The sequence below is a fragment of the Caulobacter sp. LARHSG274 genome (assembly GCF_052871235.1).
In genome coordinates this window covers 94,727-120,854 of record NZ_JBIXJO010000004.1, presented here as the reverse complement: position 1 = coordinate 120,854, position 26,128 = coordinate 94,727, and the positions used below count along the sequence as shown (strand labels likewise).

Sequence of the window (26,128 nt, the reverse complement as noted above, 5' to 3'; positions counted from 1 at the left end):
ATTGGGCGCCACGCACAACAACAAGAAAGACGCGGGATGCGGGGACTGTTTCTTGAAGAACTCAGCGTCGGCCAATCGGCGCAGCTGCTCCGCACGGTCGGCGAGACCGATATCGTCGCCTTCGCCGCGGTGACCGGCGACACCAATCCCGTCCATCTCGACGCCGACTACGCCGCGACCACCAGCTTTGGCCAGCGCATCGCCCACGGCATGCTGTCGGCCGGCTACATCTCGGCGGTGCTGGGCACCACCCTGCCTGGCCCTGGCGCGGTCTACCTGTCGCAGACCCTGAAATTCAAGCGCCCGGTCCGGATCGGCGACGAGGTCACCGCCCGCGCCACGGTCACCGGCATCGATCAAGCCAAGGCCGAGGTCACCCTGGCCACCGTCTGCCTGGTCAGGAACAAGACGGTCCTGGACGGCGAGGCCGTGGTCCTGGTCCCGCGCCAGGCCGCCTGAGAGGAAACCGCATGCGTCTGAAGATCGTCCATGGCTGGAAGGGCCTGCCCGAGAGCGAGCGGGGCGCGGCCGTGGCCCTGGGCAATTTCGACGGCGTGCACCGCGGCCATCAGCAGGTGATCGCCCAGGCGGCCAAGGCGGCCCTGGCCCTGAAGCGGCCGCTGGGCGTGGTCACCTTCGACCCGCACCCGCGGCGGCTGTTTCGGCCCAGCGAGCCGGCCTTCAAGCTGATGACCCACGACCAGCAGGCCCGGGCCCTGGAGGCCCTGGGCGTCGACATCCTCTACCTGCTGCCGTTCGATTTCGAGATGGCCAGCTTCGGCGACCGCGAGTTCGTCGAGCGGGTGCTGGTCGGCAACGACCGCGAGGGCCTGGCCGTCAGGCATGTCGGCGTCGGCTTCGACATCTCGTTCGGGCGCGGCCGCACCGGCAGCGCCGAACTGATGAAGGCCTATGGCCAGGAATTCGGCTTCTCGGTGTCGGTGGCCGAGCCGGTGGCCAATCGCGACGGCGAGAAGTTCTCGTCGACCGGCGTGCGCGACGCCCTGCGCGACGGCCATCCCGAACAGGCCGCCCGCATCCTGGGCCGGCCGTTCGCCATCGAGGGCGTGGTCCGCCGCGGCCAGCAGCTGGGCCGCCAGCTGGGCTTCCCCACCGCCAATGTCGAGGTCGAGGACTATGTGGTGCCGCGGTTGGGCGTCTACGCCACCCGCACCCGCCTGCCCGACGGCCGCGTGGTGCCCGGCGTGGCCAATCTCGGTAACAATCCCACCACCGGCATGGTCGAGACCCGGCTGGAAACCTGGCTGTTCGACTTCGACGAAGACCTCTATGGCCAGGTCCTGGAGACCGAGCTGATCGCCTTCCTGCGGCCGGAGCTGAAGTTCGACAGCATCGAGGCGCTGATCGAGCAGGTGATGCGCGACGCCGCCCAGGCCCGGGCGATCGTCGCCCCGGCGTTCTAGGTCCGCCGGCCGCCTCCGCCAGGCGACGACCGTGACCATTCGGCCACGCTCGCAAAAAGGCGCATAACGACGATTTTTCGGCATGGACGCGACTGTTTGTCGCGCCTACACTTTTTACGTCAGTGTCGGGGGACGTGCCGTGCGAAGCCAATTCAGGGGGCGAACAGTGTGGCGGCGCGCCTGGCGCGGCGTGAAACGCATTCCGTCGATGCGCGTCTATCCGCGTTCGTGGGAAGGCCGCATCCTGGCGCTCGTCTGGACCGCGGCCGCCTTGGCGACCCTGGGCGTCGCCTATGGTCAAGGCCTGCAGATGTTCCTGCTGTCGTTCGCCGCGGTGACCTTCGGCACCTACACCGTCCTATGGCTGATGAACGGCCTGGCCGGCAAGCCGCGCTAGGGCGTATTGATTTTAGGTCGACGTGCTCCCCCTTCTTCCGTTTTCCCGGCGAAGGCCGGGACCCAGATTCATCCTGAGCGGCTCGTGGGTTTCACCTGGGCCCCGGCCTTCGCCGGGGAGACGGGGAATTTGGGACGCGCGATTCAACTTGAAGCAAACGTGCGCTAGGGCTGTGGACAGTTGACGATCTGGGCCGAATTCCTAGTCCTTCGACAGGCTCAGGATGAGGAATTCTACTGAACCGCCTTACCCGTAGCCCTCATCCTGAGCCTGTCGAAGGACGAGGGCGGCGCCTCCACGCTAGACGCTTAACTGCCCACGGCTCCTAGGCGCTCTGCGCGCCCGCCGGCCGCGCCACTCGAATCCCCTCATCACGCATGGCGTCGCTCCCGACAGGGCGGCGCGCTTTGGGCGTTTGCCCCCCTCGCCCGGCTCTGCTATCCCCCGCCCATGCCTTTGGTTCGGAAAACTTCGCGAATTAACCGCCCGGCGTGACGCCGCCGGACCCGATTCCAGCGCGCGCCGGGACGACCACCCCCGCACTCCCTTCCGAACAGCCTAAGCTGGATAGCCCCATGGCCGACGACGCCACGCCCGTTCGCGACTATCGCGAGACCGTCTTCCTCCCCGACACCCCGTTCCCGATGCGCGGCGGCCTGCCCAAGAAGGAGCCGGAGATCCTGGAGGGCTGGGCGGCCCTGTCGGACAAGGGCCTGTACGGCGCCGTGCGCGCCGCCCGCCAGGCCGCGGGCGCGGAGCTGTTCGTGCTGCACGACGGCCCGCCCTACGCCAACGGCGCGATCCACATCGGCCACGCCCTCAACAAGACGCTGAAGGACTTCGTGGTCCGCTCGCGCTTCGCCCTCGGCTACGACGTCGACTACGTGCCCGGCTGGGACTGCCACGGCCTGCCAATCGAATGGAAGATCGAGGAGGAGTTCCGCAGCAAGGGCCGCCGCAAGGACGAGGTGCCGGCCGCCGAGTTTCGCAAGCGCTGCCGCGAATACGCCGCGGGCTGGATCGAGGCCCAGAAAGTCGAGTTCCAGCGCCTGGGCGTGCTGGGCGACTGGTGGAACCGCTACGCCACCATGGACTATGCGTCCGAAGCGACCATCGTCGCCGAGTTCCACAAGTTCGCCACCAGCGGCCAGCTCTATCGCGGCTCCAAGCCGGTGATGTGGAGCCCGGTCGAGCGCACGGCCCTGGCCGACGCGGAGATCGAGTACCACGACCATGTCAGCCCGACGGTGTGGGTGAAGTTCCCGGTCGTCGAGGGCTCAGACGCCGCCCTGGGCGCCAAGGTGGTGATCTGGACGACCACGCCCTGGACCATCCCGGCCAACCGCGCGGTGTCCTACAACCCCGACATCGCCTATGCCGCCTACGAGGTCACGGCCCTGGAGGAGGGGCTGGAGTTCGCGCCCTGGTCGGCGCCCGGCGATCGGCTGATCGTGGCCGAAAAGCTGGTCGACGAGGTCATGAAGGCCGCCAAGGTCGCCGCCTGGCGCAAGGTCGAGCGGGTCGACTGCGAGGGCATGGTCCTGGCCCATCCGCTGGCCGATCTGGACACCCACTACGGCTTCGCCGTGCCGATGCTGGCCGGCGACCACGTCACCGACGAGGCCGGCACCGGCTTCGTCCACACCGCTCCCGGCCACGGGGCCGACGATTACCAGGTGTGGCTGGCCCACGGCCATCGCGAGATCCCCGACACCGTCGACCCTGACGGCGCCTACTACGCCCACGTGCCGCTGTTCGGCGGCCTGAAGGTCATCGAGACCGAGGGCAAGAAGGTCGGCAAGTTCGGTCCCGCCAACAGCGCGGTGATGGACAAGCTGATCGAGGCCGGAAACCTGCTGGCGCGCGGCCGGGTCGAGCACAGCTATCCGCACAGCTGGCGCTCCAAGGCCCCGGTGATCTTCCGCAACACCCCGCAGTGGTTCATCCGCATGGATCACGCGGTCGAGGCGCTGGACGGCAAGACCCTGCGCGAGACGGCGGTCCAGGCCCTGGCCGCCACCGCCTTCCACCCCGAGGCCGGCCGCAACCGCATCGGGGCCATGGTCGAGACCCGGCCCGACTGGCTGATCAGCCGTCAGCGCGCCTGGGGCACGCCGCTGGCGATGTTCGTCGACAAGGAAACCGGCCAGCCGCTGGTCGACCCGGAGGTCAACGCCCGCATCCTCGACATCATCCGCCAGGGCGGCAGCGACGCCTGGTTCGAGCGCCCCGACGCCGACTTCCTGGGCGACCACGACGCCTCGCGCTTCGAGAAGGTCGTCGACATCCTCGACGTCTGGTTCGACAGCGGCAGCACCCATGCCTTCACCCTGGAAGGCCGGGACGACAGCGCATCGCCCGCCGATCTCTACCTCGAGGGCTCCGACCAGCATCGCGGCTGGTTCCAGTCGTCCCTGCTCGAAAGCTGCGGCACCCGCGGCCGCGCGCCCTACAAGGCGGTTCTCACCCATGGGTTCACCCAGGACGAGAACGGCGAGAAGATGAGCAAGTCCAAGGGCAACACCGTCGAGCCCCAGACTGTAACCAAGGAAAGCGGCGCCGAGATCCTGCGGCTGTGGGCGGCGATGGTCGACTATTCCGAGGACCAGCGGATCGGCAAGACCATCCTGGCCACCACCACCGACGCCTACCGCAAGCTGCGCAACACCACCCGCTACCTGCTGGGGGCCCTGGCCGGCTTCGACGAGGCCGAGCGGGTCACCGACTACGCCGACTTCCCGCCGCTGGAGAAGTACATCCTGCACCGGCTGTGGGAGCTCGACGCCCAGGTCCGCGCCGCCTACGGGACCTACCGGTTCAGCGACGTGATCCGGCCGCTGATCGACTTCTGCCAGGGCGACCTGTCGGCCCTGTTCTTCGACATCCGCAAGGACTGCCTCTATTGCGACGTGCCCACGGCCCTGCGCCGCCGGGCCTATCGCACCGTGCTGGACTACGTGTTCGAGCGCCTGACCCTCTGGCTGGCCCCGCTGACCAGCTTCACCATGGAAGAGGCCTGGACGACGCGCTTCCCGGACGCGGGGTCGATCACCCTGCGGGTGATGCCGCCGACGCCGGAGGCCTGGCGCAATGATGACGAGGCCGCGCGGTGGGCCAAGGTCGAGACCGTGACCGGGCACGTCACCCAAGCCTTGGAAGAAAAGCGTCGCGACAAGGTGATAGGCTCTGCGCTCGATGCTTCCGTAAGAGTCATGCTCGATTCAGAACTATTGGCCGCCTTCGATGGTCTCGACGCCGCTGAAGTGTTCCGCACCAGCCAAGCCCATCTTGATCTCGGCACCTATCCTGAAGGTTTTGAAGCTGCTGCAGGCACGCCGATCACGATCGTGGTCGTATCGAAGGCCCAAGGCCGCAAATGCGCCCGCTCGTGGCGCATCCTGCCCGAGGTCGGGACCGATCCGCGCTATCCGGACCTCAGCCTGCGCGACGCCGAGGCGGTGGCGTGGTGGGACAGCCGGCAGGCTTGAGCTTTCCTTCCTTCTCCCCTTGCGGGAGAAGGTGTCGCGCAGCGACGGATGAGGGGTCGCGCGGCGCCGCCGGTGAAACCCCTCATCCGACCTGCTACGCAGGCCACCTTCTCCCGCAAGGGGAGAAGGAAGATCGGGGACTAGAATGAAAATCACCCGCCTGGGCTGGACCTCCTACGCCATCGCGATCGTCACCATCGTGCTGGACCAGATCAGCAAGGCCTGGATCCTGTCCTATCTGGGCGAGCTGCCGGGCGCCAACATGCCGCTGCTGGGGCCGCTGCAGCTGACCCTGGTCCATAACCAGGGCATGAGTTTCGGCCTGTTCCGCGGCTCGGAGTTCAGCCGCTGGATGCTGACCCTGTTCTCGGCCGCCGTGGTGGTCGGGCTGACCGTCTGGGCGCGCAAGGCGACGCGCGGGCTGATGGCGGCGGGCCTGGGCCTGATCATCGGCGGGGCGTTCGGCAACAACCTGATCGACCGCATCCGCTTTGGCCACGTCATCGACTTCATCGACGTCTCGCGCCTGCACTTCCCCTGGGTGTTCAACGTCGCCGACTCGGCGATCAGCGTCGGAGTGGCGCTGCTGCTGCTCGACAGCTTCCTGTCGGAGGAGAACAAGCTGTCGCATCCGAACGGTAAGGGGCTCTGAAGCGCTTTCGAGCGAAGTGGTCTCCGGTTCGCGTGAAGAAAGCGCGTCGAAACAAGGAATCGCGATCGTGATCGCCTTCGGGCACGATCGCGCCGCCCTAACGTAGCCACGATCTCAAGGAAGATTGGCGCCCGCCCTCGGATGTCGTATCGAGGGCGTCCAAAATTTGGCCCGGGGCGGCCAGTGGAGCATGGGTTTCATGAGTTTCAATCGGGTCGCGACCTTGAGCGTCTTGGTCGCCGCGGCCGCCACCGGCCTGGCCGGCTGTCAGTCGGCTTCCAAGGCCCTGGGCATGAACAAGGTCGTGCCGGATGAATTCCGCGTCGTCACCAAGGCCCCGCTGGTGGTGCCGCCTGACTACAGCCTGCGCCCGCCGGCCCCCGGCGAGCCGCGTCCGCAGGAACTGCAGCCCGAGAGCGCCGCGCGCCAGGCCCTGATCGGCCAGAGCAACGCCGCCAACCGCTCGGACGGCGAGAAGCTGCTGGTGGCCAAGGCCGGCGTCGACAAGGCCGACCCGCTGATCCGCTTCGTCGTCGACGACGAGAACGGCGACCTGGCCCACAAGGACGAGAGCTTCGCCAGCAAGGTGATGTTCTGGAAGAAGGGCGACAAGACCGCCGCCCCCACCGCCTCGGAAACCGGCGCCACCGACGCCGCCCCGGTCGACGCGGCCACCGAGGAAGCCCGCCTCAAGGCCCTGACCGGCAACGGCACGATCGTCATCACCCGGGAGAAGCAGGGCAAGATCAAGCTTCCGGGGCTGTAGGACCCGACCCATATCGCGTCTTCATCGGCCCGGCGGCGAAAGCTTCCGGGCCGATTTCATGTCACGGCGGCTCACTCGCCCGGCGTCGACACCTGAAACCCACGCGCCCGCATCTGGTCCAGCACCCCGTCCCGGGCCACCAGGCTGCGGACGCCGTAGACCGCCACTGCATGGCCCGGGGTCTTCATCGCTGCGCTCAGCGCCTCGACCTCGTCCTCAGTCCCGCGCCGCTCCAGCTCGGCCATGCCGGGCAGGCCGAGCAGGCAGCGCTGGAAGTTGCGCGGGCCGCTGATCGCGCCGCGCACGTCGCCCATGGCCCAGGCCCGGGCGGCGGCCCGCGCCGCGCCGGCCCCGGCGTTGACCTCGTCGAGCACGCCCTCCAGGCAGACCAGCCCGGCCTCCGGCGAGTGCCCGCGCACGGCGGTCCTGATCACCGGCATCACCTTGTAGGTCGCGGCCGGGCGCACCTTGACCCGATGCCGGCGGGCCAGCCGCGCGATCGTCCGCTCCGGCTCGGCGCTCTCCAGCCGAACCGCCTTGCGGTAGTCGCCGGCCATCGCCACGCCGGCCCCGAGCGGGCTCCACTGGCGATAGGCGTCGGGCGCCTTGCCCAGGGCGGCGCGAGCCCGGGCCAGCTTGGGCGCCAGGCTGGCGGCGGCGGTGTCGAGCGGAACCTCGGACTTCAGCCGGCCGCGCAGGGCCAGGGCGGCGGGAATGTCGCCGAGCCCGGCCTTGCCCTCCGGCGGCAGGATCACCGCGAAGGCCCCGTCCAGCCGCCGTTCCAGCACGCTGGTGTCCCAGCCCTGGCCCTGGGGCAGGGCCTGCAGCACGCCGAGCAGATAGATCGTGGTGTCGCCATCGGAAATCCGCCACCAGGCCGGCCCCGGCAGCTTGGCGCTGACGACCAGCTCCTCGACGACATTGGCCTCGGGGTCGTCGATCGCCTGGGCGAAGGCCGGGCCAGCGATCAGGGCGGCCATCGCGAAACTCAACAGCGCCAGTCGCCGCATGATCTGTTCTCCAAGCGCTACAGCTCTATCACTCCCCGGGCGTCGTCACCGTGAAACCCTTGGCCTTCAGCTGCTCCAGCACGCCGCCCTCGGCCAGCAGCGACCGCAGCTCGATCACCGCCACGGCCTTGCCTGGCTTCTGAAGGGCCCCGGAGATCGCCTTCACCGCATCGATCTGGCCGTCGCGCAGTTCGCGGGCGATGGACGGGGTCGAGGCCAGGCAACGCGAGAAGCCGCGGTCGGCCGAAACCACCGCGCGCACCTCGCCTCGCGCCCATCGCTCGGACAGTTCCCGGATGCCGCCCTCACCGCTCTCGGCCTGGCGCAGGCCGGCGTCCAGGCACAGCTCCTGCAAGGGCTGCGGCGCGGTCCCCAGCGTCTTGACCGCGTCGACCAGGCTGTAGCCCGGCAGGTTCTGGATCCGGGGGCGCTTTTCCAGATCCTTGCTCTTGGCGATCTCGCGGATCCGATCGGTCACCCCGCCCAGGGTGATCTGGAGATTACCATCCTTGGAATTGGCCAGGATGAAGCCGGCGAAGGCGGGCTTGATGTCGTCCATGTCTCCGGCCGGCTTCTTCATCGCCGCCAAGCGGGTTTCCAGCCGTTGGCGCAGTTCCGGCGGCAGGGTCTGGCGCATCGGCTGGGTGGTCAGGAAATAGCGCTTTCCGCCCAGGGCCAAGCCGACCAGCCGCATGACGCTGACATCGGCTTCCTGGCCCATGATCAGCACATTGGCCCCGTCCAGCCGCCGCCTGAGCACCGAGTCGTCGGCCGTCAGGTTGGTCGGGACCAGGGCCGGCACGCCCAGCACATAGACCGTCGTGTCAGCGTCGCTGACCTTCCACCAGGCCGGTCCCGGCAGCCGGGCGTTGACCACCAGTTCCTCGACGAGGTCGGCCTCGGGATCGGTGCGATGCAGGTCGATCGGCCCGGAAGCGTCGACCGCCTGCTGGGCCAGGGCGGGGGCGGCTGTCAGGGTCAGGGCCGCGCAAAGGGCGGCGAAGCGTCCGGTCGTCACTATGTACGGTCCTCAAAGGCGCCAAAAACAATTGGCCGGAATCGATCTAGAATGATCGGTCCCTCGCACTTGGAACGGCCGCGCTTGGCCGGTCAAATTACGAAGGCGCAATGCGGGCGTTCACCCGCGTCCCGAGAGTTGCCGATGCCGATCCGCCGCCTGCCGCCCGAGACCGTCAACCGCATCGCCGCCGGCGAGGTGGTCGAGCGGCCGGCCAGCGCCATCAAGGAACTGGTCGACAACGCCATCGACGCCGGGGCCACGCGGATCGAGGTCGAGGCCCACGGCGGCGGCCTGACCCGCATCCTGGTGGCCGACGACGGCTGCGGCCTCAGCGCCGAGGAGCTGCCGGTGGCGATCGAGCGCCACGCCACCTCCAAGCTGGCGCCGGACGCCGACGGCCTGTGGGACCTGCTGCGCATCCACACCATGGGTTTCCGCGGCGAGGCCCTGCCGTCGATAGGCTCGGTGGCGCGGCTGTCGATCAGCTCGCGGGCCAAGGGCCAGAGCGACGCCTGGTCGATCCTGGTCGAGGGCGGCAGCGTCGGCGAGGTGGCCCCCGCCGCCTTCGCCGGCGACCACGGCGCGCGGATCGAGGTGCGCGACCTGTTCTACGCCACCCCCGCCCGGCTGAAGTTCATGAAGTCCGAACGCGCCGAGGCCCTGGCCATCACCGAGGAGATCAAGCGCCAGGCCATGGCCAACGAGGGCGTCGGCTTTTCCCTGGACATCGACGGCCGCCGGGTGATCCGCCTGGCGCCCGAGCATCCGGGACCGCAGGGGCGGCTGGCGCGGCTGTCGGCGGTGCTGGGCCGCGACTTCCAGGACAACGCCATCGAGATCGACCAGACCCGCGACGGCGTCCGCCTGACCGGCTTCGCCGGCCTGCCGACCTACAACCGCGGCAACGCCGCCCACCAGTACCTGTTCGTCAACGGCCGCCCGGTACGCGACCGGCTGCTGCAGGGCGCCCTGCGCGCCGCCTATGCCGACTTCCTGGCTCGCGACCGCCACCCAACCGCGGCGCTGTACGTCTCGCTGGACACCGCCGAGGTCGACGTCAACGTCCACCCGGCCAAGGCCGAGGTGCGGTTCCGTGACCCGGCCCTGGTGCGCGGCCTGATCGTCGGGGCCCTGCGCCACGCCCTGGCCGGGGCCGGCCACCGGGCCTCGACCACCACGGCCGCCTCGGCGCTGGAGGGCTTCCGCGCCCAGAGCATGATCCCGCCCTCCTATTCCGGCTATTCGCCCGGTCCTTCGGCCGCCGGCTTCTCGGCCTGGCAGGCCGGCGGCTGGACGCGGCCCTCGCCGCAGGTGCTGCCGGGGCTGTCGGACGTCTCGGCCCGGGTCGAGCCTGGCCTGGAGCCGAGCTACGGCGGCGGCGTCGCCGAAGTGGTGCGCGAGGCGGCGTTCGACTATGCGCCGCCCGCCTTCGAACCCGGCCAGGCCGCCGCGCCGTTCGACCCCGTCGACTTCCCGCTCGGCGCGGCCCGGGCCCAGGTGCATGAGACCTATATCGTCGCCCAGACCCGCGACGGCGTGGTCATCGTCGACCAGCACGCCGCCCACGAGCGCCTGGTCTACGAGCGGATGAAGGGCGAGATGGCGGCCGGCGGCGTCGCCCGCCAGGCCCTGCTGCTGCCCGAGGTGGTCGAGCTGGACCCGGCCGAGGCCGAGCGCGTCATCGCCCGGTCCGAGGAACTGGCGGCCCTGGGCCTGGTCGTCGAGAGCTTCGGCCCCGGGGCGGTGCTGGTGCGCGAAACCCCGGCCCTGCTGGGCAAGGCCGACGCCGCAGGCCTGGTCCGCGACATCGCCGACGACCTGGCCGAGAACGGCGCGGCCCTGGCCCTGAAGGAGCGGCTGGAGGAGGTCTGCTCAACCATGGCCTGCCACGGCAGCGTCCGGGCCGGCCGCCGCCTGAACGGCGCGGAGATGAACGCCCTGCTGCGCGAGATGGAGGCCACGCCCCATTCAGGCCAGTGCAACCACGGCCGGCCGACCTATGTGGAGCTGAAGCTGGCCGACATCGAGAAACTGTTCGGCCGGCGATAGACCTTAAGCGACGTCGAAAGCCATGGCGACCTCGCCCGTCTGCGTCGACCAGTCGTGCAGCGGCAGATTCAGCGACGGCAGGTGGGTGACGCCGACCGGCTCTTCCAGCAGTTCGGTGACGGCGGCCCCGGTGACGAACGGCACGCCCTGGTCCAGGCAGTGGTTCAGCTCGCGCCGGGTGCGCACGTCGATGATCCCCTGCCAGACGCGCTTGCGGCGATAGGCGGCGGCGTCGCGCATGAAGCGGTTGATGGCCGCCAGCCGGGCCTTGTCGGAGACGGCGGGCAGGGTCAGGGTCACGCTGCTGGCCAGGTCCAGCGGCAGGTCGTCGATCTGGAAGGCGGGGTCTGTGACCCGCAGGTCCAGCCGCCCGAAGAACGGGTCCAGGAAGCGCTTGACCTGCGACAGGGCCGAGAAGGACGGCGCGCGCGGCGTGTCGTAGACCGCCGCCGCCAGGCGCCCGCGGGCGGCGCGCGGCAGGGTCTCCAGTTGCGGCAGCAGCTCGGCCCGGGCGCTCGGCTTGACGATGTTGGAGAAGCTGATCGGCAGGAACAGCACCCCGGCATCCATCTTGGCCAGGGCGCGCCGAACGCAGGTGAGGTTGAGGGCGTCGTGGGCCGGATCGTCATATTCGAAGCGCGGCGCATCGAAGCCGTAGATCGACGGCGCGCCCGAGGCCCGCCAGGTGGCCAGGCTGCCCAGGAACATGTCGCGCTGGGTGTGGAACACGCCGCGATAGCCTGTGCGCGGCGGGGCGGGCGGCGGATCGTCCAGGTCGAGCAGTTCCTCCATCGGCGGCGTACCGTGGACCGGACCGTTCTCGGGCACGATCGAGCTGATCTCGGTGGGGGTGATGCGGCAGACCCTGCCGACCAGCGAACCGTCGTCATGTCCGTCCAGCAGAGCCTTGAGCTGTTCGCCGTGAATGCCGGCGAAGCGCATGACGTCGGTCTGGTCGCCTTCGAACATCAGCAAGGCGATGTCGCCCTCGCCCTTGTCGCCGAACAGCTTGAACTGCAGGTCGCGGGACAGGGCCTGCAGTTCGCGGGCGTCGAGCTGGGTCGCGCGCGGGTCGGCTAGCACGAAGGAGAACGGCGCCACCAGGCCGTAGCGGCGCGGCCACAGCCAGGTCGTCTCAAGATAGGCGCCGGCCACCTTGGCGACCAAACCGGCCATGGTGTCGTTGTCGGCGAACCTCAGTTCGTCGCCCACAAAAACCTTGAGGCACGCGATCGCTGTCATGGGCTCGATATTGCGCGGAAAACGTTAGCGAAATCGCCTAGAAAAAGATCGATCCTGGCGCGACCGACTGACGCATCTCTACTTTAAAGTTGAGCTTCACGCCACTCTTAACGGAAGCTCGAGCGCCGGCGTCGCGCCGATCGGACCGGCCATCATGCCGGAAATCGCCGGACCGGCCACGAAGCGCAGGCCCGCCGCCCGGCAGGCTTCCAGCTCCTTGGCGTCGCGGACATTGACCACCGCCTGGCGCACGCCCTTGGCGCGACAGGCGCCCTGGACCGCGGCGAAGCGGGCGATGGCCTCGATCCGCTGGCGGGTGTCGTCGCCCTGCAGGGTCAGGCTGATGCTGGTGGCCAGGTCGCCCGGCAGGGTGGCGACCGGGAAGTTCGGCTCGGTGATGTTCAGGTCGATGAAGGCGAAGGTCGGCTGCAGGAAGGCGCGGATCTGGCCGAGCAGGCCAAGCGACGGTTCGCGCGGCGTGTCGTAGACGCTCGCTCCCAGCCGCGCCTGCATGTCGAGCGGATAACGCGACAGCCGGCGCTTGTATGCCTCCTGCGAGGCGGGGTTGGTCAGGTTCCAGAAGCTGAACGGCACGAACAGCATGCCCGCACCGTCGCCCCCCTTCTGGAAGGAAGGCTGCGCGAAGGCCAGCTGGGCGTCGTTCAGGCAGGTCAGGTCGCGGGTCAGCAGGGCCGCGTCGTCCTCGGGACGGGGGGTTTCCAGGTCGGCGCGGATGCCGATCCCCGCCCCGACGAAGGCTTCGGACGGCGGGTGATAGAGGCCCCACCAGCCAGTGGCGGGCGGCGGCGGCGCCTTGACGACGGGACGGGCCGGCGGCGGGGCGGGCCTGGCTGCGGTGGGCGGCGCCGCGGCGATGGAGGCCGGCGCCGGCGAGGTCGCACCCCTGGCCGGCGCGGATGCGGGTTCAGCCGCGGTCTTGGGCGCGGCCTGGGCGCTGGGCACGGCGCGGATTTCTTCGGCGGTGATCACCTGGACGTGACCGGGCGGTCCGTCATAGCCGCGGCCGGCGATCAGCCCCAGCAGCTGCGCCTGGGACAGGCTGGCGAATTGCAGGACGGCGCTCTCGTCGCCCTCGAAGGTCATCAGGCACACCTGGCCGACGGCGCGACCGGGGAACAGGCCCGCCTCAAGTTCGATCGCCAGGGCCTGCATCTCGACCGGGTCCAGCCGCTCGGCGCGGGTGTCGGCCAGCACGAAGGCCAGGGGCGCGACGGCTCCGTAGCGGCGCGGCGCGCGCCATTTGTGCTTGAGATACAGGTCGGCGGCGGCCTCCACCTGGGCGGCCGGCACGCTCCGGCCCGGCTCGGGCGCGTTCCCGGCCACCAGAATTCTCAAGCAAGCGATAGCGGTCATGGCGCCGAACCCTACGGACGAAGGCTTGGCGAAGTCTTTACAAGAAGATGGAGAACGCGATCTTTACCTTGAAAATCGCCGATGCTCAGAAATTACGCACCGGCCAAAAACAGCGCCTGGGTTGTTTCGCCGTCTAGACGAAGCTTTCCATCAGGCGGAATTCCAGCCGCTGCTTGACGCCCGGCCAGTCGGCGTCGGTGATCGAAAACACCGCGGTGTCGCGGACATGGCCGGTCCAGGTGATCTTGTGGTTGCGCAGAACGCCGTCCTTGTCGGCGCCCAGCTTCTCGACCGCGGCCTGGCTGCGGGCATTGCGCACGTCGATCATGAACTCCACCCGGATCGCCCCCGAATCGAAGGCGTGGCCCAGCAGCAGCCGCTTGGACTCGGGATTGACCGGGCCGGAGCGGACGTCCGGATGCAGGAAGGTCGAGCCGATCTCCAGGCCCCGGTGCAGGGTGCGGATGTTCAGATAGCTCGAGGTGCCCACCACCCGATTGTCGCGCAGCCGGCGGATCGCGAAGCCGATGCGCTCGCCGCGCTGGGTCTCGCCCTGCAGCGCGCCCCACCAGTCGGAAAAGCCCTCGCCGCAGCCGTTGGTCGACATGATCTCCCAGCTCTCGGGATCGCAGTCGATCGCCCCCTTCAGCTCGTCGCGCAGCGCAGGGGTGATCGGTTCCAGCCGCACGTGGCGGCCTTCGAGGGGGCGAATCTGGATGTTCATGGCCGGCAGAATGCCCTGCCCGACCGCTGCCGCGCAAGGCGGGTCGGACGCGGCGCCTACCGACATCAGCTGACAGAAACTGACACGCCGCGCCGCAAGGTGCGGGTTTCGACGCCTCGCTTGCCGTCCGCGTCACTTCGGTGCTAGAACAATTTCAAACAATCGTTTGACGTCACAAGAACGGGATCGGGAAGCGCCATGGATTTCGACATCTCGCCCACCCAGCGGCAGGTCCTCGATCGGGTCGTCGCCTTCATGGAGCAGCACGTCGTGCCCGCCGTGCCGGCCTACGAGGCCGAGATGAACGTGCTGGGGGCCGAGCGCTGGAAGGTGGTCCAGGTGCTCGAAGAGCTGAAGGCCAAGGCCAAGGCCGCCGGCCTGTGGAACTTCTTCATGCCGCCGCACAGCGGCCAGGCCCATGTCGACGACAGCTTCCAGTTCGAGGGCGTGCAGCTGACCAACCTCGAATACAGCCTGATCGCCGAGCAGCTGGGCAGGATCGGCTTCGCCTCGGAGGTGTTCAACTGCTCGGCCCCCGACACCGGCAACATGGAAGTGCTGATGCGCTACGGCACGCTGGCCCAGAAGGAGCGCTGGCTGCGCCCGCTGATGAACGGCGAAATCCGCAGCGCCTTCCTGATGACCGAGCCGGCGGTGGCCAGCTCCGACGCCACCAATATCGAGACCCGCATCGAGCGCGACGGCGACCACTATGTGATCAACGGCCGCAAGTGGTGGAGCTCTGGCGTCGGCGATCCGCGCTGCAAGGTCGCCATCGTCATGGGCAAGACCGATCCGGACAACGCCAGCCGCCACGCCCAGCAGAGCCAGGTGCTGGTGCCGCTCGACGCGCCCGGCGTCGAGGTGGTCCGCATGCTGCCGGTGTTCGGCTATGACGACGCCCCGCACGGCCATGCCGAGGTGATCCTCAAGGACGTCCGCGTGCCGATCGACGACGCCCTGCTGCTGGGTGAGGGCCGCGGCTTCGAGATCGCCCAGGGCCGGCTTGGCCCCGGCCGCATCCACCACTGCATGCGCACCATCGGCGCGGCCGAGGTGGCGCTGGAGCAGATGGTCAGGCGGCTGATGAGCCGGCGGGCGTTCGGCAAGTACATCTCCGACCACTCGGTGTGGGAGGAGCGCGTCGCCGAGGCCCGGATCAATATCGAGATGTGCCGCCTGCTGTGCCTGAAGGCCGCCGACATGATGGACAAGGCCGGCAACAAATCGGCCCGGCTGGAGATCGCCATGATCAAGGTCGCGGCTCCCAAGCTCGCCCTGAAGATCATCGACGACGCCATCCAGGCCCACGGCGGCGGCGGCGTCACCAGCGACTTCGGCCTGGCCAGGATGTACGCCGGCATCCGCACCCTGCGCCTGGCCGACGGCCCCGACGAGGTCCACCAGCGCACCATCGCGCGGATGGAATACGGCAAGTACGGCGACCTGGCCTACCAGCAGAAGGCCGAGCGCGAGCGGGCGCGGGAAGTGGCGGGGACCCGGTAGGGTCTTAGTCGCTTGCGGTGATGACAAGGGCCTCCCGGTGTGAACCGAGAGGCCTTTTTCTTTGAGTACGGCCCCACACCGGATGACAGGGCCAAGCTTCGTCTTTACAATTCAAGGATGAGAAACTTCGCCCTGCTCACGCTGATGGCGCTTTCCGGATGCGCCACCGCCCCGCTCGCCAAGGCGTATCCGCGTCTTCGACAAGCCGAGGCTGCACGCCAGCTATCCTACAAGGTCAGCTGCCTGGAGACCGACGAGCAAGGGGTATGCACCCTGCCCAAGCCCCACTGGATCCGGCTGCGCGACTTCGATTGTCGCTACGAAGTGACGCCAGACCAACGGATACGGGCGGTCGCGACCTGCACTTTCACCGCGCGCGTCGCCGAGCGCCGGCACGGACCGTTTCGCCCCTATGGCGTGAATACCGCGAGCTTCCTGCTCATGCCCACCTTGGGTGGGAAGCTCGACTGGCGACTAGACTAGCGATCATTGCACTCGCAGCGCTCCAGGCGAAACCGATCCTCTTGAGTTTCATGATCGCCGAAATGTCGACGGCCTCCCGGAACGATCCGGGAGGCTTTTTTGTTGGCGCGGCCGGACGCCCCCTACCCCGCCGGCGATCGCACGCTCGGCCGTTCGGCCACCTTCGCCCGCCACGCCGTCAGCGCCGTGCAGTCCTCCGGGATCGCGATCCGGGCGAAGTCGGCGAAGGCCAGGCCGCCCCACACCGTGATGTCGGCCATCGAGAACGCCTCGCCGGCCACGTAGGGCTGGTCGCGCAGCACCTTGTCGAAATAGCGCATGCCGGCCACGGCCTTGTCGCGCGAGCGCTCGCCCCAGGCCTGGCGGCCGTCCCAGTCGGGGCTCTTATAGGGCAGCATCTTCGCGCCGAGACCCGGGGTGGCGTGGTGGAAATAGATCCCCACCGCGTCGATCAGCTCGGACTCCGCCCGCTTCTGCATCATGTGGATCACCGCCTTCTCGCGCGGCGTGCGGCCGGTCAGCACCGGGTTTCCGTCGAGGTTGTCCAGGTACTCGGTGATCGCCGTGCATTCGGAGATGAACAGGCCGTCGTCCAGTTCCAGCACCGGCACGGTGCCGGTCGGGTTCTTCTCCAGGAAGGCCGGTTGCTTGTGCTCGGCCCCGGGCAGGTCGACCGGCACGAAGGTGACGGCGGACCCCAGCCCCTTCTCGGCCAGGGCGATGCGGACGCGGGCCGGATTGGGCCCGATGGCGAAGTCGTGGATTTTCATGGCGGCTGCCTCCGTTGTGATTCTACCTATCGATAGATAGACAAAACTCGTAAAGGCCTTTCGCCCCTCGCCGTCAACCATTATCTATCGGTAGGTAGACAAGGACTCGGCAGTGACTGATACGACGAAGCTCGATACGCGGCAGGCGATCCTGGACGCCGGCCAGGCCGTGGTGCAGGCCCGCGGCTACAACGCCCTCAGCTTTCGCGAGCTGGCCAAGACGGTCGGGATCAAGAGCGCCAGCATCCACTACCACTTCCCGACCAAGGGCGACCTGGGGGCGGCCCTGGCCAAGCGCTATACCGACGGGGCCGCCAAGGCCTTCGAGCATTTCCTGACCGTCGCGCCCGACGCGGCGGGGTGGATGAGCCTCTATACCGGCGTGTTCCGCGCCGCTCTGGTCAACGACAACCGCATGTGCCTGGTCGGGATCATGGCCGCCGAAAAGACCGACATGCCGGCCGAGGTGATGGTCGAGGTCGAAAGGTTCATCGCCGTCAACGTCGCCTGGTTGACCCAGGTGCTGGGCCTGACCGGTCCCGAGGCCGCCCAGAAGGCCCTGGCGGTGCTGTCGGCCGTCAACGGCGCCCAGTTGCTGGCGCGCGGCGGCGGCGACGTGGCGATCTATGACCGCACGATCGCGGCCTACCGGGCGGCGGGGCTGTTTCCCTAGCCCCGCCCAGGGTCGTCACCCTCGACCGCAGAGCACCAAGCCGCGGGCGACGGTCGGGCCTGACCGCGGGTTCAGTTCCCCGTCGGGACCGGCGACATCGCCGCCACGCTCGTGCCCGCCACCGGGATCATGAAGCCCGGGACAGGACGCGGCGCGGGGGCCGGCGTAGCCGCCGAAACCGCTGCCCCGCCGGCCGCGTCGGTGACGCACTGGGCGGTGTCGATCAGGGCGTGCTGGCCCAGGCAGAAGACGTCTTCGTAGTGCGGACCGGCCACGGCCAGGCACTGGTAGAGATTGAGCTTGGCCATCTTCATGCAGAAGCCGCTCTTGGGCTCGTGCATGACGGCGTCCAGCCGGGCGGCGTCGTCGTCGCCGGCTGCGCCCAGCACCGCCAGGGCGGCCAGGGCCGCGGCCCGCACCGTCACCGGGGTGAACACCGCCCCGCCCTCGGCCCCGGCGCCATCGGCGTCGCGCGGCGCGGTCGCCGCCTGGATCAGCCGGCCGGCGTCGGCGTCGGCCGGGGTGAACAGGGCCGCCGATTCCGCCTTGACCCGCGCCAACCGGCCGGCGCCGTCGGCGATCGGGCGCTTGGACCAGTCCTGGTGCTGGACGTCGTAGGCCGCCTGCTTGACCGCCCGCCCGGTCACGCCCAGCGGCGCGCCGCGCTTGAGCAGGGCCGCCTGGGCCCGGCCGGCCGCGGCCCCGACGCCGTCGATCTCAAGGACGCTGTCGGGATTTTCCGTCAGCCGGGCGATCAGCGCCGCCGGCGAGGTTTCCAGGGCCGCGGCCTTCACCCCGTCCAGGAAGGCCGGCTCCTGCAGGGCGGCGATGGCCCCATAGGCGATCATGCCGGCGTCGAGCTGCTGGGGCTGATAGGCCGCCCCCTTGGCCAGGGCGTCGGCGACGCTCGAACCGTCATCGAAGCCGGCCGAAACGGCGGCGGCGTTGCGGGTATAGGTCTCGAAGGCGCTGGCGGCGGCGACCACGTCGCGGGCCAGGCTGACCCCCGGCGACTGTCGCTCCTGGCGGGCGACGGCGAAACCGCCGAGGGCGGTGACGGCGACCAGGGCGCTGGCCGCCCAGAGCATCGGATATTTCATCGACTTGGCCCCAAATGAACTTGGAGCTCATTTCGCGACCAGCTCGGTTGATCGGCCCGTAATATTCATGCCGAATCAGCCGTTAACGCCCATGTATTGGCTCATTTTGCGCGAGCATTTTGTCGCATACGGACTTTGAAGATCGATACCATCCGACGTTAGCGCTCACAAATTCATGTATCGATGAATGATCTGCGACATTTTGTCAGCGCCGACTTGGCCGTTACTGGAGCATCCCGGCCGCCCGCCAGCGCCATGACGACGTCCGAAAACCGCGAGACGCCGCCCCGTCGAGCGCTATGATCGCGGCATGGACCTCGATCCCGACGCCTGCTACCGCGCCATCCAGACCCGCGACGCCCGCTTCGACGGCCGGCTGTTCGTGGCGGTGCGGACCACGGGGATCTACTGCCGGCCGGTCTGCCCGGCCCGCACGCCCAAGCGCGAGAACGTCACCTTCCACGCCAACGCCGCCTCGGCCGAGGCGGCCGGCTATCGCGCCTGCCTGCGCTGCCGGCCCGAGACCTCTCCGCAGCTGGGGGCCTGGAACGGCGCGTCCAACACCGTCTCGCGCGCCCTCCGCCTGATCGAGGCCGGCGCCCTGGATGACGGCGACGTCGAGGCCCTGGCCGAACGGGTCGGGGTCGGCGGCCGGCAGCTGCGGCGACTGTTCGTGCAGCACCTGGGGGCCTCGCCGCTGGGCGTCGCCCAGACCCGCCGCGTGCTGCTGGCCAAGCAACTGATCCACGAGACCGACCTGCCGATGGCCCAGGTGGCCCTGGCCGCCGGCTTCGGCAGCGTGCGGCGCTTCAACGAGACCTTCCAGCAGCTCTATGACCGCCCGCCCGCCGCGCTGCGCCGCCGCAAGGCGATCGCCGCTTCGCCAGGCGAGACGCCGCCGGCCGACGCCATCGCCCTGACCCTGCGCTATCGGCCGCCCTATGACTGGGACGGCATGCTGGCCTTCCTGGCGATGCGGGCTATCCCCGGAGTCGAGGTGGTGCGCGACGGCGTCTATCGCCGGACCATCGCCCTGGACGGCGCGGTCGGGACCCTGGCGGTGCGGCCGATCGGCGACGATCGGCTGGAGGTGGCGGTGCGCTTTCCGCGACCCTCGGCCCTGCCCCGCATCTTGGCCCGGGTGCGCGGGGTGTTCGACTTGTCGGCCGACCCGGTGCAGATCGGGCAGGTGCTGTCGCGCGATCCCGACCTGGCGCCGATGGTCGCCGCCCGCCCCGGCCTGCGGGTGCCGGGGGCCTGGGACGGGCTGGAGCTGGCGGTGCGGGCGATCCTGGGCCAGCAGATCACCGTGGTGGCGGCCCGCAAGCTGGCCGGCGACCTCGTTGCAAGCCATGGCGAGCCCCTGGCCCCGGCCTGGGTCGAAGCCGGCCTGACCCACGCCTTCCCCTCGGCCGAGCGACTGGCGGCGGCCGATCTTTCCGACATGAAGATGCCCGGCGCCCGCATCCGCTGCCTGTCGGCCATGGCCCAGGCCCTGGCCGATGATCCGGGCCTGCTGGCCCCCACCGCCGGCCTCGACGAGACCGTGCGGCGGTTGCGGGTCCTGCCGGGCATCGGCGAGTGGACGGCCCAGTACATCGCCATGCGCCAGCTGCGCGAGCCCGACGCCTTTCCCGCCGCCGACGTCGCCCTGATGCGGGCCCTGGCCGACGCCGACGGCCTGCGCCCCACCGCCGAGCAGCTCCTGGCCCGGGCCGAGGCCTGGCGGCCCTGGCGCGCCTACGCCGCCCTGCACCTGTGGGCCTCGCTGGGCGACGCCCCCGCCCCCAGGGCCGCGAAGGTGAAGCGTGCGGCCTGAACATCTGCGGCTCGACCGCCTGGCCTCGCCGATCGGCGAGGTGCTGCTGGTCACCGACGAGGCCGGTCGCCTGCGGGCCCTGGACTTCCACGACTATGAACCGCGGATGCTGCGGCTGCTGCGCCTGCACTATGGCGGCCAGCCGTTGGAGACCGGCCCCGCGCCGGCGGCGATCCGCGCGGCGCTGGACGCCTATTTCGCCGGCGCGCCGACGGCGCTGGGCGCCATTCGATGGGCGACGGCGGGCACGGCCTTCCAGCGCCAGGTCTGGACCGCCCTGGTCGACATCCCGATCGGCCAGACGGTGAACTATGCCGGCCTCGCCGCCCGCATCGGCCGGCCGACCGCCGTGCGGGCCCTCGGCGCGGCCAACGGCGCCAATCCGGTCGGGATCGTCGTGCCCTGCCACCGGGTGATCGGCGCCGACGGTTCGCTGACCGGCTATGGCGGCGGGATCGAACGCAAGCGATGGCTGCTGGCGCATGAAGGGGCGCTCTGAGCGGCTCTCCGTTGTGTCGCCCGGCAGGACCCGTAAGATGGTCGCGCTCCCGCCTCGGCGACAGGATCCCCGCGCGTCATGCCGCTTTCGCCGCCGACCTTGTCCTCCGTGCGCTGGTTGAGCTGGCTGCGGCGGCGGATCCGGTCCAGCGAACTTTGGCTGATCGCCGTGGCGACCTTGGTCGGCGCCGCGGCCGGCGCCCTGGCGGTGATCCAGGCCCGGGTCGCCCACGGCCTGCAGGCGGTGCTGTTCAATATCGGCCTCGACCAGCGCCTCAGCGCCCAGGCCGCCATCACCCCGTGGCGGACCCTGGCCATCCCGCTCGGCGGTCTGGTCCTGGGCCTGGCCACCTGGGCCTGGCTGAAATACCGCCCCCGCCCCGCGGTCGACCCGGTCGAGGCCAACGCCCTGCACGGCGGCCGGCTGTCGATCACCGACAGCGCCTTCATCTGCGGCCAGACGGTGCTGTCCAACGGGGTCGGCGCCTCGGTCGGACTGGAGGCGGCCTACGCCCAGGCGGGGGCGGCGGCGGCCTCGTTCGTCGGCCAGAGGTTGAACCTGCGCCGGGCCGACATGCGCACCCTGGTCGGGGCCGGGGCCGGGGCCGCCATCGCCGCGGCGTTCGGCGCGCCCCTGACCGGGGCCTTCTACGCCTTCGAGATCGTCATCGGGGCCTATACCGTCGCCAACCTGGCCCCGGTGGTCGCCGCCGCCCTGGCCGCGGTGCTGGTGGCCGAGCGGATGGGCGGCCTGCCCTATCTGCTGAAGACCGCGACCCCGGCGGTGCAGTCGTGGTTCGACTACGGCCTCTACGCCCTGCTGGGCCTGATCGGGGCCAGCGCCGGCATCGCCCTGATGCGGCTGGTGGCCTGGGCCGAGGGGCTGGTCGCCCGCTCGCCGATCCCCAGGACCTTCCGCCCGGCCGTAGCCGGCCTGGCCCTGGCCGCCATGGCCCTGGTCACGCCCCAGACCCTGTCGGCCGGTCATGGCGCGCTGCACCTGAACCTGACCGCGGCCCTGCCCTTGACCGTGCTGGTGATGCTGCTGGCGATGAAGGCCCTGGCCTCGGTGGTGTCGCTGAGCTTCGGCTTCCGCGGCGGGCTGTTCTTCGCCTCGCTGTTCCTGGGCACGCTGATCGGCCAGATCTTCGCGGCCCTGACGGTGTTCATCCCCTGGCTGCCCTCGCTCGATCCGACCGTGGCGGCCTTGGTCGGCATGGCCGCCCTGGGCGTGGCCGTGGTCGGCGGCCCGTTCACCCTGTCGTTCCTGGTGCTGGAGGCGACCGGCGACTTCACCGTCGCCGCCGCCGCCCTGGTCGCCTCGCTGATCGCCAGCGCCATGGTCCGCGAGACCTTCGGCTATTCGTTCTCGACCTGGCGGCTGCACCTGCGCGGCGAGACCATCCGCAGCGCCCACGATGTCAGCTGGATGCGGCCGTTGAGCGCCGGACGGATGATGCGCAAGGACGTCAAGACCATCCCCGCCGAGGCGACCCTGGCGGAGTTTCGCCGCCGCTACCCCTTGGGCTCGACCAAGCGGGTGGTGGCCCTGGACGCCACGGGCCGCTACGCCGGCATCGTCCGCACCGCCCTGGCCTACGCCCATCCCGACGACAGCGAGCAGGCCGTGGGCTCCCTGGCCGACCATGCCGACACCGCCCTGACGCCCGACGAGTCGATCAAGGAGGTCATGCGCGCCTTCGACAACACCCAGGCCGACGAACTGGCGGTGATCGACGGCAACCGCGAGGTCATAGGCATCCTGTCGGAAGCCTACGCCACCCGCCGCTACGCCGAGGAGCTGGACAAGGCGCGACGGGAGCTGACAGGTGAGACGAGCTGAGCCGAGCCGCCGGCGTCGCCTCAAATCCTCGCTTGATTTATATTACCAATGCCGTGACTTTCCCGCCGTCCCGCTGGGACACAACGCCGGGGAGCAAACGTCATGCGGGGCAAACGCCGCTTTTTCGCCGCGGTCAGCATGGCCGCGAGCCTGCTGAGCCTCGGCCTCGCCCAGGCGGCCGAGCCGCCGACCTATCTCGGCGTCGACATCTCCTACGCCAACGAGATGGCCGACTGCGGCGCGGTCTACCGGGACGGCGGCAAGACGGTGGACCCGTACCCGTTCTTCAAGGCGGCCGGGGCCAATGTGGCGCGGATTCGCATCTGGAACGACCCGGACTGGACCCGCTATTCCAACCTCGCCGACGTCAAGAGGAGCATCCGCCGCGCCAAGGCCGCCGGCCTGCAGGTGCTGCTCGACTTCCACTATTCCGACGATTGGGCCGACGGCGAAAAGCAGATCGCGCCCAAGGCCTGGGCCAGGCTGTCGACGCCGGACCAGGCCAAGGCGCTGTACGCCTTCACCCGGGACACCCTGGCGGCGCTCGACCGCGAGGGCCTGATGCCCGACCTCGTCCAGGTCGGCAACGAGACCAATGGCGAGATCGTCTCCAGCCTGGCCAAGGCCAAGGAGCCCATCGACTGGAGCCGCAACGCCCTGCTGTTCAACGCCGGGATCAAGGCCGTGCGCGACGCGGGCGCCGCGGGCAAGACCAGGCCGCGGGTGATGCTGCACATCGCCCAGCCGGAGAACGTCGAGCCCTGGTTCGCGGCCGCCGCCAAGGCCGGCGTCACCGACTTCGACCTGATCGGCATCAGCTACTACAGCAAGTGGTCCAAGCGCTCGATGGCCCAGCTGGGCGCGACCATCAACCGCCTGCGCCACCTCTATGCGGCCGACGTGCTGGTGGTCGAGACCGCCTATCCGTTCACCACCGACAACGGCGACAGCTCGCCCAACCTGCTGGGCGCGGACTCGCTGATCGCCGGCTATCCGGCCACCCCGGCCGGCCAGAAGAACTACCTGATCGACCTGACCCAGCTGGTCCTGGCCAATGGCGGCGTCGGCGTCGTCTATTGGGAGCCGGACTGGGTCTCGACCAAAACCTGCGGCACCCGCTGGGGCAAGGGCTCCAACTGGGAGAACGCGGCGCTGTTCGACTTCAAGGGCCAGGCCCTGGAGGGCGTCGACTGGCTGGGCCAGGCCTATGTCCATCCGGTCGAGGTCGTCTTCACGACCCCGGCAGCCGCCGGCCAGGCCGCGGCCTATATCGACGGCGACTTCCTCGGCGGCGTCGGGCCCCGGCCGATGACCCGCGAGGCCGACGCCTTCGTCTATCGCACCCGGCTGACGCCCGGCGCGTCGGTGACCGTCGCCACGGCGACGACGCCCGCAGCGACGGGAGACGCTCCGGCGATGGCGGCGATCATCGGCGCGGGCCCGACCAAGGTTCCGCTGTCGGCGCAACCCTGACCTGTTCGCGGTCGCGCCGGGATTGTCTGTTTAATAATATGAATGGAGCTTCGCCCAAAACGGCGGTATGGCTATGGGCAAGAGGGGAACGTCGGGCGCGGTCGCGCCGGTCGAGGAGGGCGCGATGCCGCGGGAAAACCCGGCGCAAAGACAGGTGGAGCCGCAGGGCGACGCTCTGCTGGATCAGCTCAGCGCGCGTTATCGCGGGCCGCTGACCAGCTATTTCCTGCGCCGCGTCCGCCGTCGCGACGAGGCCGAGGACCTGACCCAGGAAGTGTTCCTGCGCATGGTCCGCAGCCTGCAACGCTCCCCCGACGGCGAGGTCGGCGAGCGGATCGACAATCCCGAGGCCTTCCTGTTCCGGACCGCGGTGAACCTGTTGCGCGACCGGGCCCGCCGGGCCAAGACCTTCGCCGACCACCTGGCCGAGGCGGTCCATCGCGACGAAAGTGTTGAGGTGCTTTCGCCCGAGCGCGTCTTACAGGGCAGGCAGTCGCTGCGATCCGCGCTGGCGGCCCTGGAGGAACTGGACGCTCGCACGCGCGACGTGTTCATCCTGCATCGCCTGGAAGGGTTGAAGCACGCCGAGATCGCCAGCCTGTACGGCGTCTCGTCGAGCTCGATCGAGAAGTACATGATCAAGGCGCTGGCGCATCTGGCAAGGCGCGCTCGCGCGTTCTAGAGCAGGTCCGTGGCCCGATCCTCGTCCGACAGCATCGTTCACGAACAGGCCGCGGGCTGGCTGATGCGCCTGCAGGCCGCGCCGAACGACGTCGCGACCTTCGAGGCCTTCGAAGACTGGCGCGACGCCGCGCCCGAGCACCGGGAGGCGTTCGACGCCGTGCAGGACAGCTGGGCGCTGTTCGGCGAGCAGGCGGCCGCGCCCGAACTGCTGGTCCTGCGCCGCAACGCCCTGGACCGGGCCGGCTGGACCGGGCGGCGGCGCGGATTCGACCTGAGCCGCCGTCGCGGCCTCGCCGCGGGGCTGGCCGCCCTGGTCCTGGCCCCGCTGACGTTCTACGGCTGGCGACGGCTGCGCCCGGACGCCGACCAGACCCTGCGCACGGCCATCGGCGAGCAGCGCACGGTCACCCTTTCGGACGGCAGCCGGGTCTCGCTGGACGCCAACACCCTGGTCAAGGTCGCCTATTCGCCCGCCCTGCGGTTGGCCGAGGTGGTCGAGGGCCGGGCCCATTTCGAGGTGGCCAAGGACAGGGCCCGCCCGATGAAGGTGCGGGCCGGCCGGCGCACCGTGACCGCCCTGGGCACGGCCTTCACGGTCGAGCACGAGGGCGAGCGCGTCGTCGTCACCCTGGTCGAGGGCCGGGTGGCGGTGACCGAGACCGCCTCGCCCCGCGGGGTCGCGCCGCCGCCGAAGGAACTGGCGCCGCAGCAGCAGCTGGTGTTCGCCGCGGACGCTGCGCCCCGCATGCACGAGGCCGTCGATGTCGAGCGGGCCATGGCCTGGCGCGAGGGCAAGCTGGTGTTCGACGACGAAACCCTGGCCGACGCCGTCGCCCGGGTGAACAACTATTCGCGGGTCAAGATCGTCGTCGAGGACGCGCCGGCCCGGGCCCTGAAGGTCAGCGGCATCTTCAACGCCGGCGACACCCCGGCCTTCGTCGAGGCGGTGCAGAGCTATTTTCCCGTCGACGTCTCGACCGACGACTCCACCGTCCAGATCCGCTCGCGAAGCTGATCCGTCTCACCGTGAAGTTTTCTTTGAGGCCTTCGCGACGAGCCGCGTCGTAACCCATACCCGCTGGTTCAAGAGCCAAGACGGCCGCCAGAGCGAACCGCGGACAGGGAGGGAAAA

Annotated in this window: 23 protein-coding genes and 1 pseudogene; 17 read left to right on the top strand and 7 right to left on the bottom strand. The window is 69.7% G+C overall.

From position 1 onward, the window contains the following. The first annotated feature begins 36 nt into the window (after positions 1–36). From ACIPQB_RS10735 to ACIPQB_RS10705, 7 genes and pseudogenes are all read left to right on the top strand, one after another. On the top strand, positions 37–459 hold the full coding sequence (locus tag ACIPQB_RS10735; RefSeq protein WP_446485213.1) for a MaoC family dehydratase: 423 nt from the start codon (positions 37–39) through the stop codon (positions 457–459). A gap of 11 nt (positions 460–470) precedes the next feature. Beyond that, positions 471–1,424 carry a bifunctional riboflavin kinase/FAD synthetase gene (locus tag ACIPQB_RS10730; protein WP_446485212.1) on the top strand — a complete coding sequence of 318 codons (954 nt, stop codon included), beginning with the start codon at positions 471–473 and terminating at the stop codon, positions 1,422–1,424. 190 nt (positions 1,425–1,614) lie between these two features. Continuing rightward, positions 1,615–1,821 carry a hypothetical protein gene (locus ACIPQB_RS10725; RefSeq protein WP_446485211.1) on the top strand — a complete coding sequence of 69 codons (207 nt, stop codon included), beginning with the start codon at positions 1,615–1,617 and terminating at the stop codon, positions 1,819–1,821. Positions 1,822–2,396: 575 nt separating this feature from the next. Beyond that, on the top strand, positions 2,397–5,309 hold the full coding sequence (ileS, locus tag ACIPQB_RS10720) for an isoleucine--tRNA ligase (RefSeq protein WP_446485210.1): 2,913 nt from the start codon (positions 2,397–2,399) through the stop codon (positions 5,307–5,309). A 19-nt stretch (positions 5,310–5,328) separates the two neighbouring features. Beyond that, positions 5,329–5,439 (top strand): annotated as a pseudogene (locus tag ACIPQB_RS10715) (hypothetical protein); the annotation flags it as partial. 15 nt (positions 5,440–5,454) lie between these two features. Continuing rightward, the gene (gene lspA, locus ACIPQB_RS10710; RefSeq protein ID WP_446485364.1) at positions 5,455–5,961 is read left to right on the top strand and encodes a signal peptidase II; all 507 of its coding nucleotides are present in this window, start codon (positions 5,455–5,457) and stop codon (positions 5,959–5,961) included. Positions 5,962–6,160: 199 nt separating this feature from the next. Then, the gene (locus ACIPQB_RS10705) at positions 6,161–6,727 is read left to right on the top strand and encodes a DUF3035 domain-containing protein (protein WP_446485209.1); all 567 of its coding nucleotides are present in this window, start codon (positions 6,161–6,163) and stop codon (positions 6,725–6,727) included. Positions 6,728–6,798: 71 nt separating this feature from the next. Here the strand turns inward: ACIPQB_RS10705 and ACIPQB_RS10700 are convergent, their stop codons facing one another. Both ACIPQB_RS10700 and ACIPQB_RS10695 read right to left on the bottom strand, forming a co-directional pair. Further along, positions 6,799–7,737: a TraB/GumN family protein gene (locus tag ACIPQB_RS10700; protein ID WP_446485208.1), complete on the bottom strand. Its 939-nt coding sequence runs from the start codon at positions 7,735–7,737 to the stop codon at positions 6,799–6,801. Between the two features lie 28 nt (positions 7,738–7,765). Continuing rightward, entirely contained in the window at positions 7,766–8,755 is a 990-nt protein-coding gene (locus tag ACIPQB_RS10695; protein WP_446485207.1) for a TraB/GumN family protein, read from the bottom strand. Between the two features lie 144 nt (positions 8,756–8,899). Here ACIPQB_RS10695 and mutL point away from each other — a divergent pair, with 144 nt between their 5' ends. Then, on the top strand, positions 8,900–10,807 hold the full coding sequence (gene mutL / locus ACIPQB_RS10690) for a DNA mismatch repair endonuclease MutL (RefSeq protein WP_446485206.1): 1,908 nt from the start codon (positions 8,900–8,902) through the stop codon (positions 10,805–10,807). A 3-nt stretch (positions 10,808–10,810) separates the two neighbouring features. Here mutL and ACIPQB_RS10685 read toward each other — a convergent pair whose 3' ends face one another. From ACIPQB_RS10685 to ACIPQB_RS10675, 3 genes are all read right to left on the bottom strand, one after another. After that, on the bottom strand, positions 10,811–12,049 hold the full coding sequence (locus tag ACIPQB_RS10685) for a hypothetical protein (RefSeq protein WP_446485205.1): 1,239 nt from the start codon (positions 12,047–12,049) through the stop codon (positions 10,811–10,813). Positions 12,050–12,145: 96 nt separating this feature from the next. After that, positions 12,146–13,423, bottom strand: coding sequence for a hypothetical protein (locus tag ACIPQB_RS10680; protein ID WP_446485204.1), 1,278 nt, complete (start codon positions 13,421–13,423; stop codon positions 12,146–12,148). 133 nt (positions 13,424–13,556) lie between these two features. Next, positions 13,557–14,147, bottom strand: a complete 591-nt coding sequence (locus ACIPQB_RS10675) for a GNAT family N-acetyltransferase (protein WP_446485203.1) — start codon at positions 14,145–14,147, stop codon at positions 13,557–13,559. 198 nt (positions 14,148–14,345) lie between these two features. Between ACIPQB_RS10675 and ACIPQB_RS10670 the strand changes: the two genes are divergently transcribed. After that, positions 14,346–15,653: an acyl-CoA dehydrogenase family protein gene (locus tag ACIPQB_RS10670; protein WP_446485202.1), complete on the top strand. Its 1,308-nt coding sequence runs from the start codon at positions 14,346–14,348 to the stop codon at positions 15,651–15,653. Between the two features lie 117 nt (positions 15,654–15,770). Next, complete coding sequence (locus ACIPQB_RS10665; protein WP_446485201.1) at positions 15,771–16,136, top strand: hypothetical protein; 366 nt, start codon at positions 15,771–15,773, stop codon at positions 16,134–16,136. A 122-nt stretch (positions 16,137–16,258) separates the two neighbouring features. Here ACIPQB_RS10665 and ACIPQB_RS10660 read toward each other — a convergent pair whose 3' ends face one another. Then, a complete protein-coding gene (locus ACIPQB_RS10660; RefSeq protein WP_446485200.1) occupies positions 16,259–16,906 on the bottom strand; it encodes a glutathione S-transferase family protein in 648 nt (215 codons plus the stop codon). Between the two features lie 112 nt (positions 16,907–17,018). Here ACIPQB_RS10660 and ACIPQB_RS10655 point away from each other — a divergent pair, with 112 nt between their 5' ends. Beyond that, positions 17,019–17,579, top strand: a complete 561-nt coding sequence (locus ACIPQB_RS10655) for a TetR/AcrR family transcriptional regulator (RefSeq protein WP_446485199.1) — start codon at positions 17,019–17,021, stop codon at positions 17,577–17,579. 71 nt (positions 17,580–17,650) lie between these two features. Here ACIPQB_RS10655 and ACIPQB_RS10650 read toward each other — a convergent pair whose 3' ends face one another. Continuing rightward, a complete protein-coding gene (locus ACIPQB_RS10650) occupies positions 17,651–18,679 on the bottom strand; it encodes a hypothetical protein (protein ID WP_446485198.1) in 1,029 nt (342 codons plus the stop codon). A 310-nt stretch (positions 18,680–18,989) separates the two neighbouring features. On the opposite strand from ACIPQB_RS10650, the gene ACIPQB_RS10645 reads away from it, so the two are divergent. The 6 genes from ACIPQB_RS10645 to ACIPQB_RS10620 all read left to right on the top strand — a co-directional run bounded on the left by ACIPQB_RS10645 (position 18,990) and on the right by ACIPQB_RS10620 (position 26,011). Then, positions 18,990–20,498, top strand: a complete 1,509-nt coding sequence (locus ACIPQB_RS10645) for an AlkA N-terminal domain-containing protein (RefSeq protein WP_446485197.1) — start codon at positions 18,990–18,992, stop codon at positions 20,496–20,498. Beyond that, positions 20,488–20,997 (top strand): methylated-DNA--[protein]-cysteine S-methyltransferase, encoded by a 510-nt coding sequence (locus ACIPQB_RS10640; RefSeq protein WP_446485196.1) that lies wholly within the window; start codon positions 20,488–20,490, stop codon positions 20,995–20,997. The genes ACIPQB_RS10645 and ACIPQB_RS10640 overlap by 11 nt, the downstream gene beginning before the upstream one ends. 78 nt (positions 20,998–21,075) lie before the next feature. Beyond that, positions 21,076–22,839 carry a chloride channel protein gene (locus ACIPQB_RS10635; RefSeq protein WP_446485195.1) on the top strand — a complete coding sequence of 588 codons (1,764 nt, stop codon included), beginning with the start codon at positions 21,076–21,078 and terminating at the stop codon, positions 22,837–22,839. A gap of 102 nt (positions 22,840–22,941) precedes the next feature. Next, on the top strand, positions 22,942–24,312 hold the full coding sequence (locus ACIPQB_RS10630) for a glycoside hydrolase family 53 protein (protein ID WP_446485194.1): 1,371 nt from the start codon (positions 22,942–22,944) through the stop codon (positions 24,310–24,312). Between the two features lie 124 nt (positions 24,313–24,436). Continuing rightward, positions 24,437–24,994 carry an RNA polymerase sigma factor gene (locus ACIPQB_RS10625; protein WP_446485193.1) on the top strand — a complete coding sequence of 186 codons (558 nt, stop codon included), beginning with the start codon at positions 24,437–24,439 and terminating at the stop codon, positions 24,992–24,994. Positions 24,995–25,003: 9 nt separating this feature from the next. Continuing rightward, positions 25,004–26,011: a FecR family protein gene (locus tag ACIPQB_RS10620; RefSeq protein WP_446485192.1), complete on the top strand. Its 1,008-nt coding sequence runs from the start codon at positions 25,004–25,006 to the stop codon at positions 26,009–26,011. The last annotated feature ends 117 nt before the right edge of the window (positions 26,012–26,128 follow it).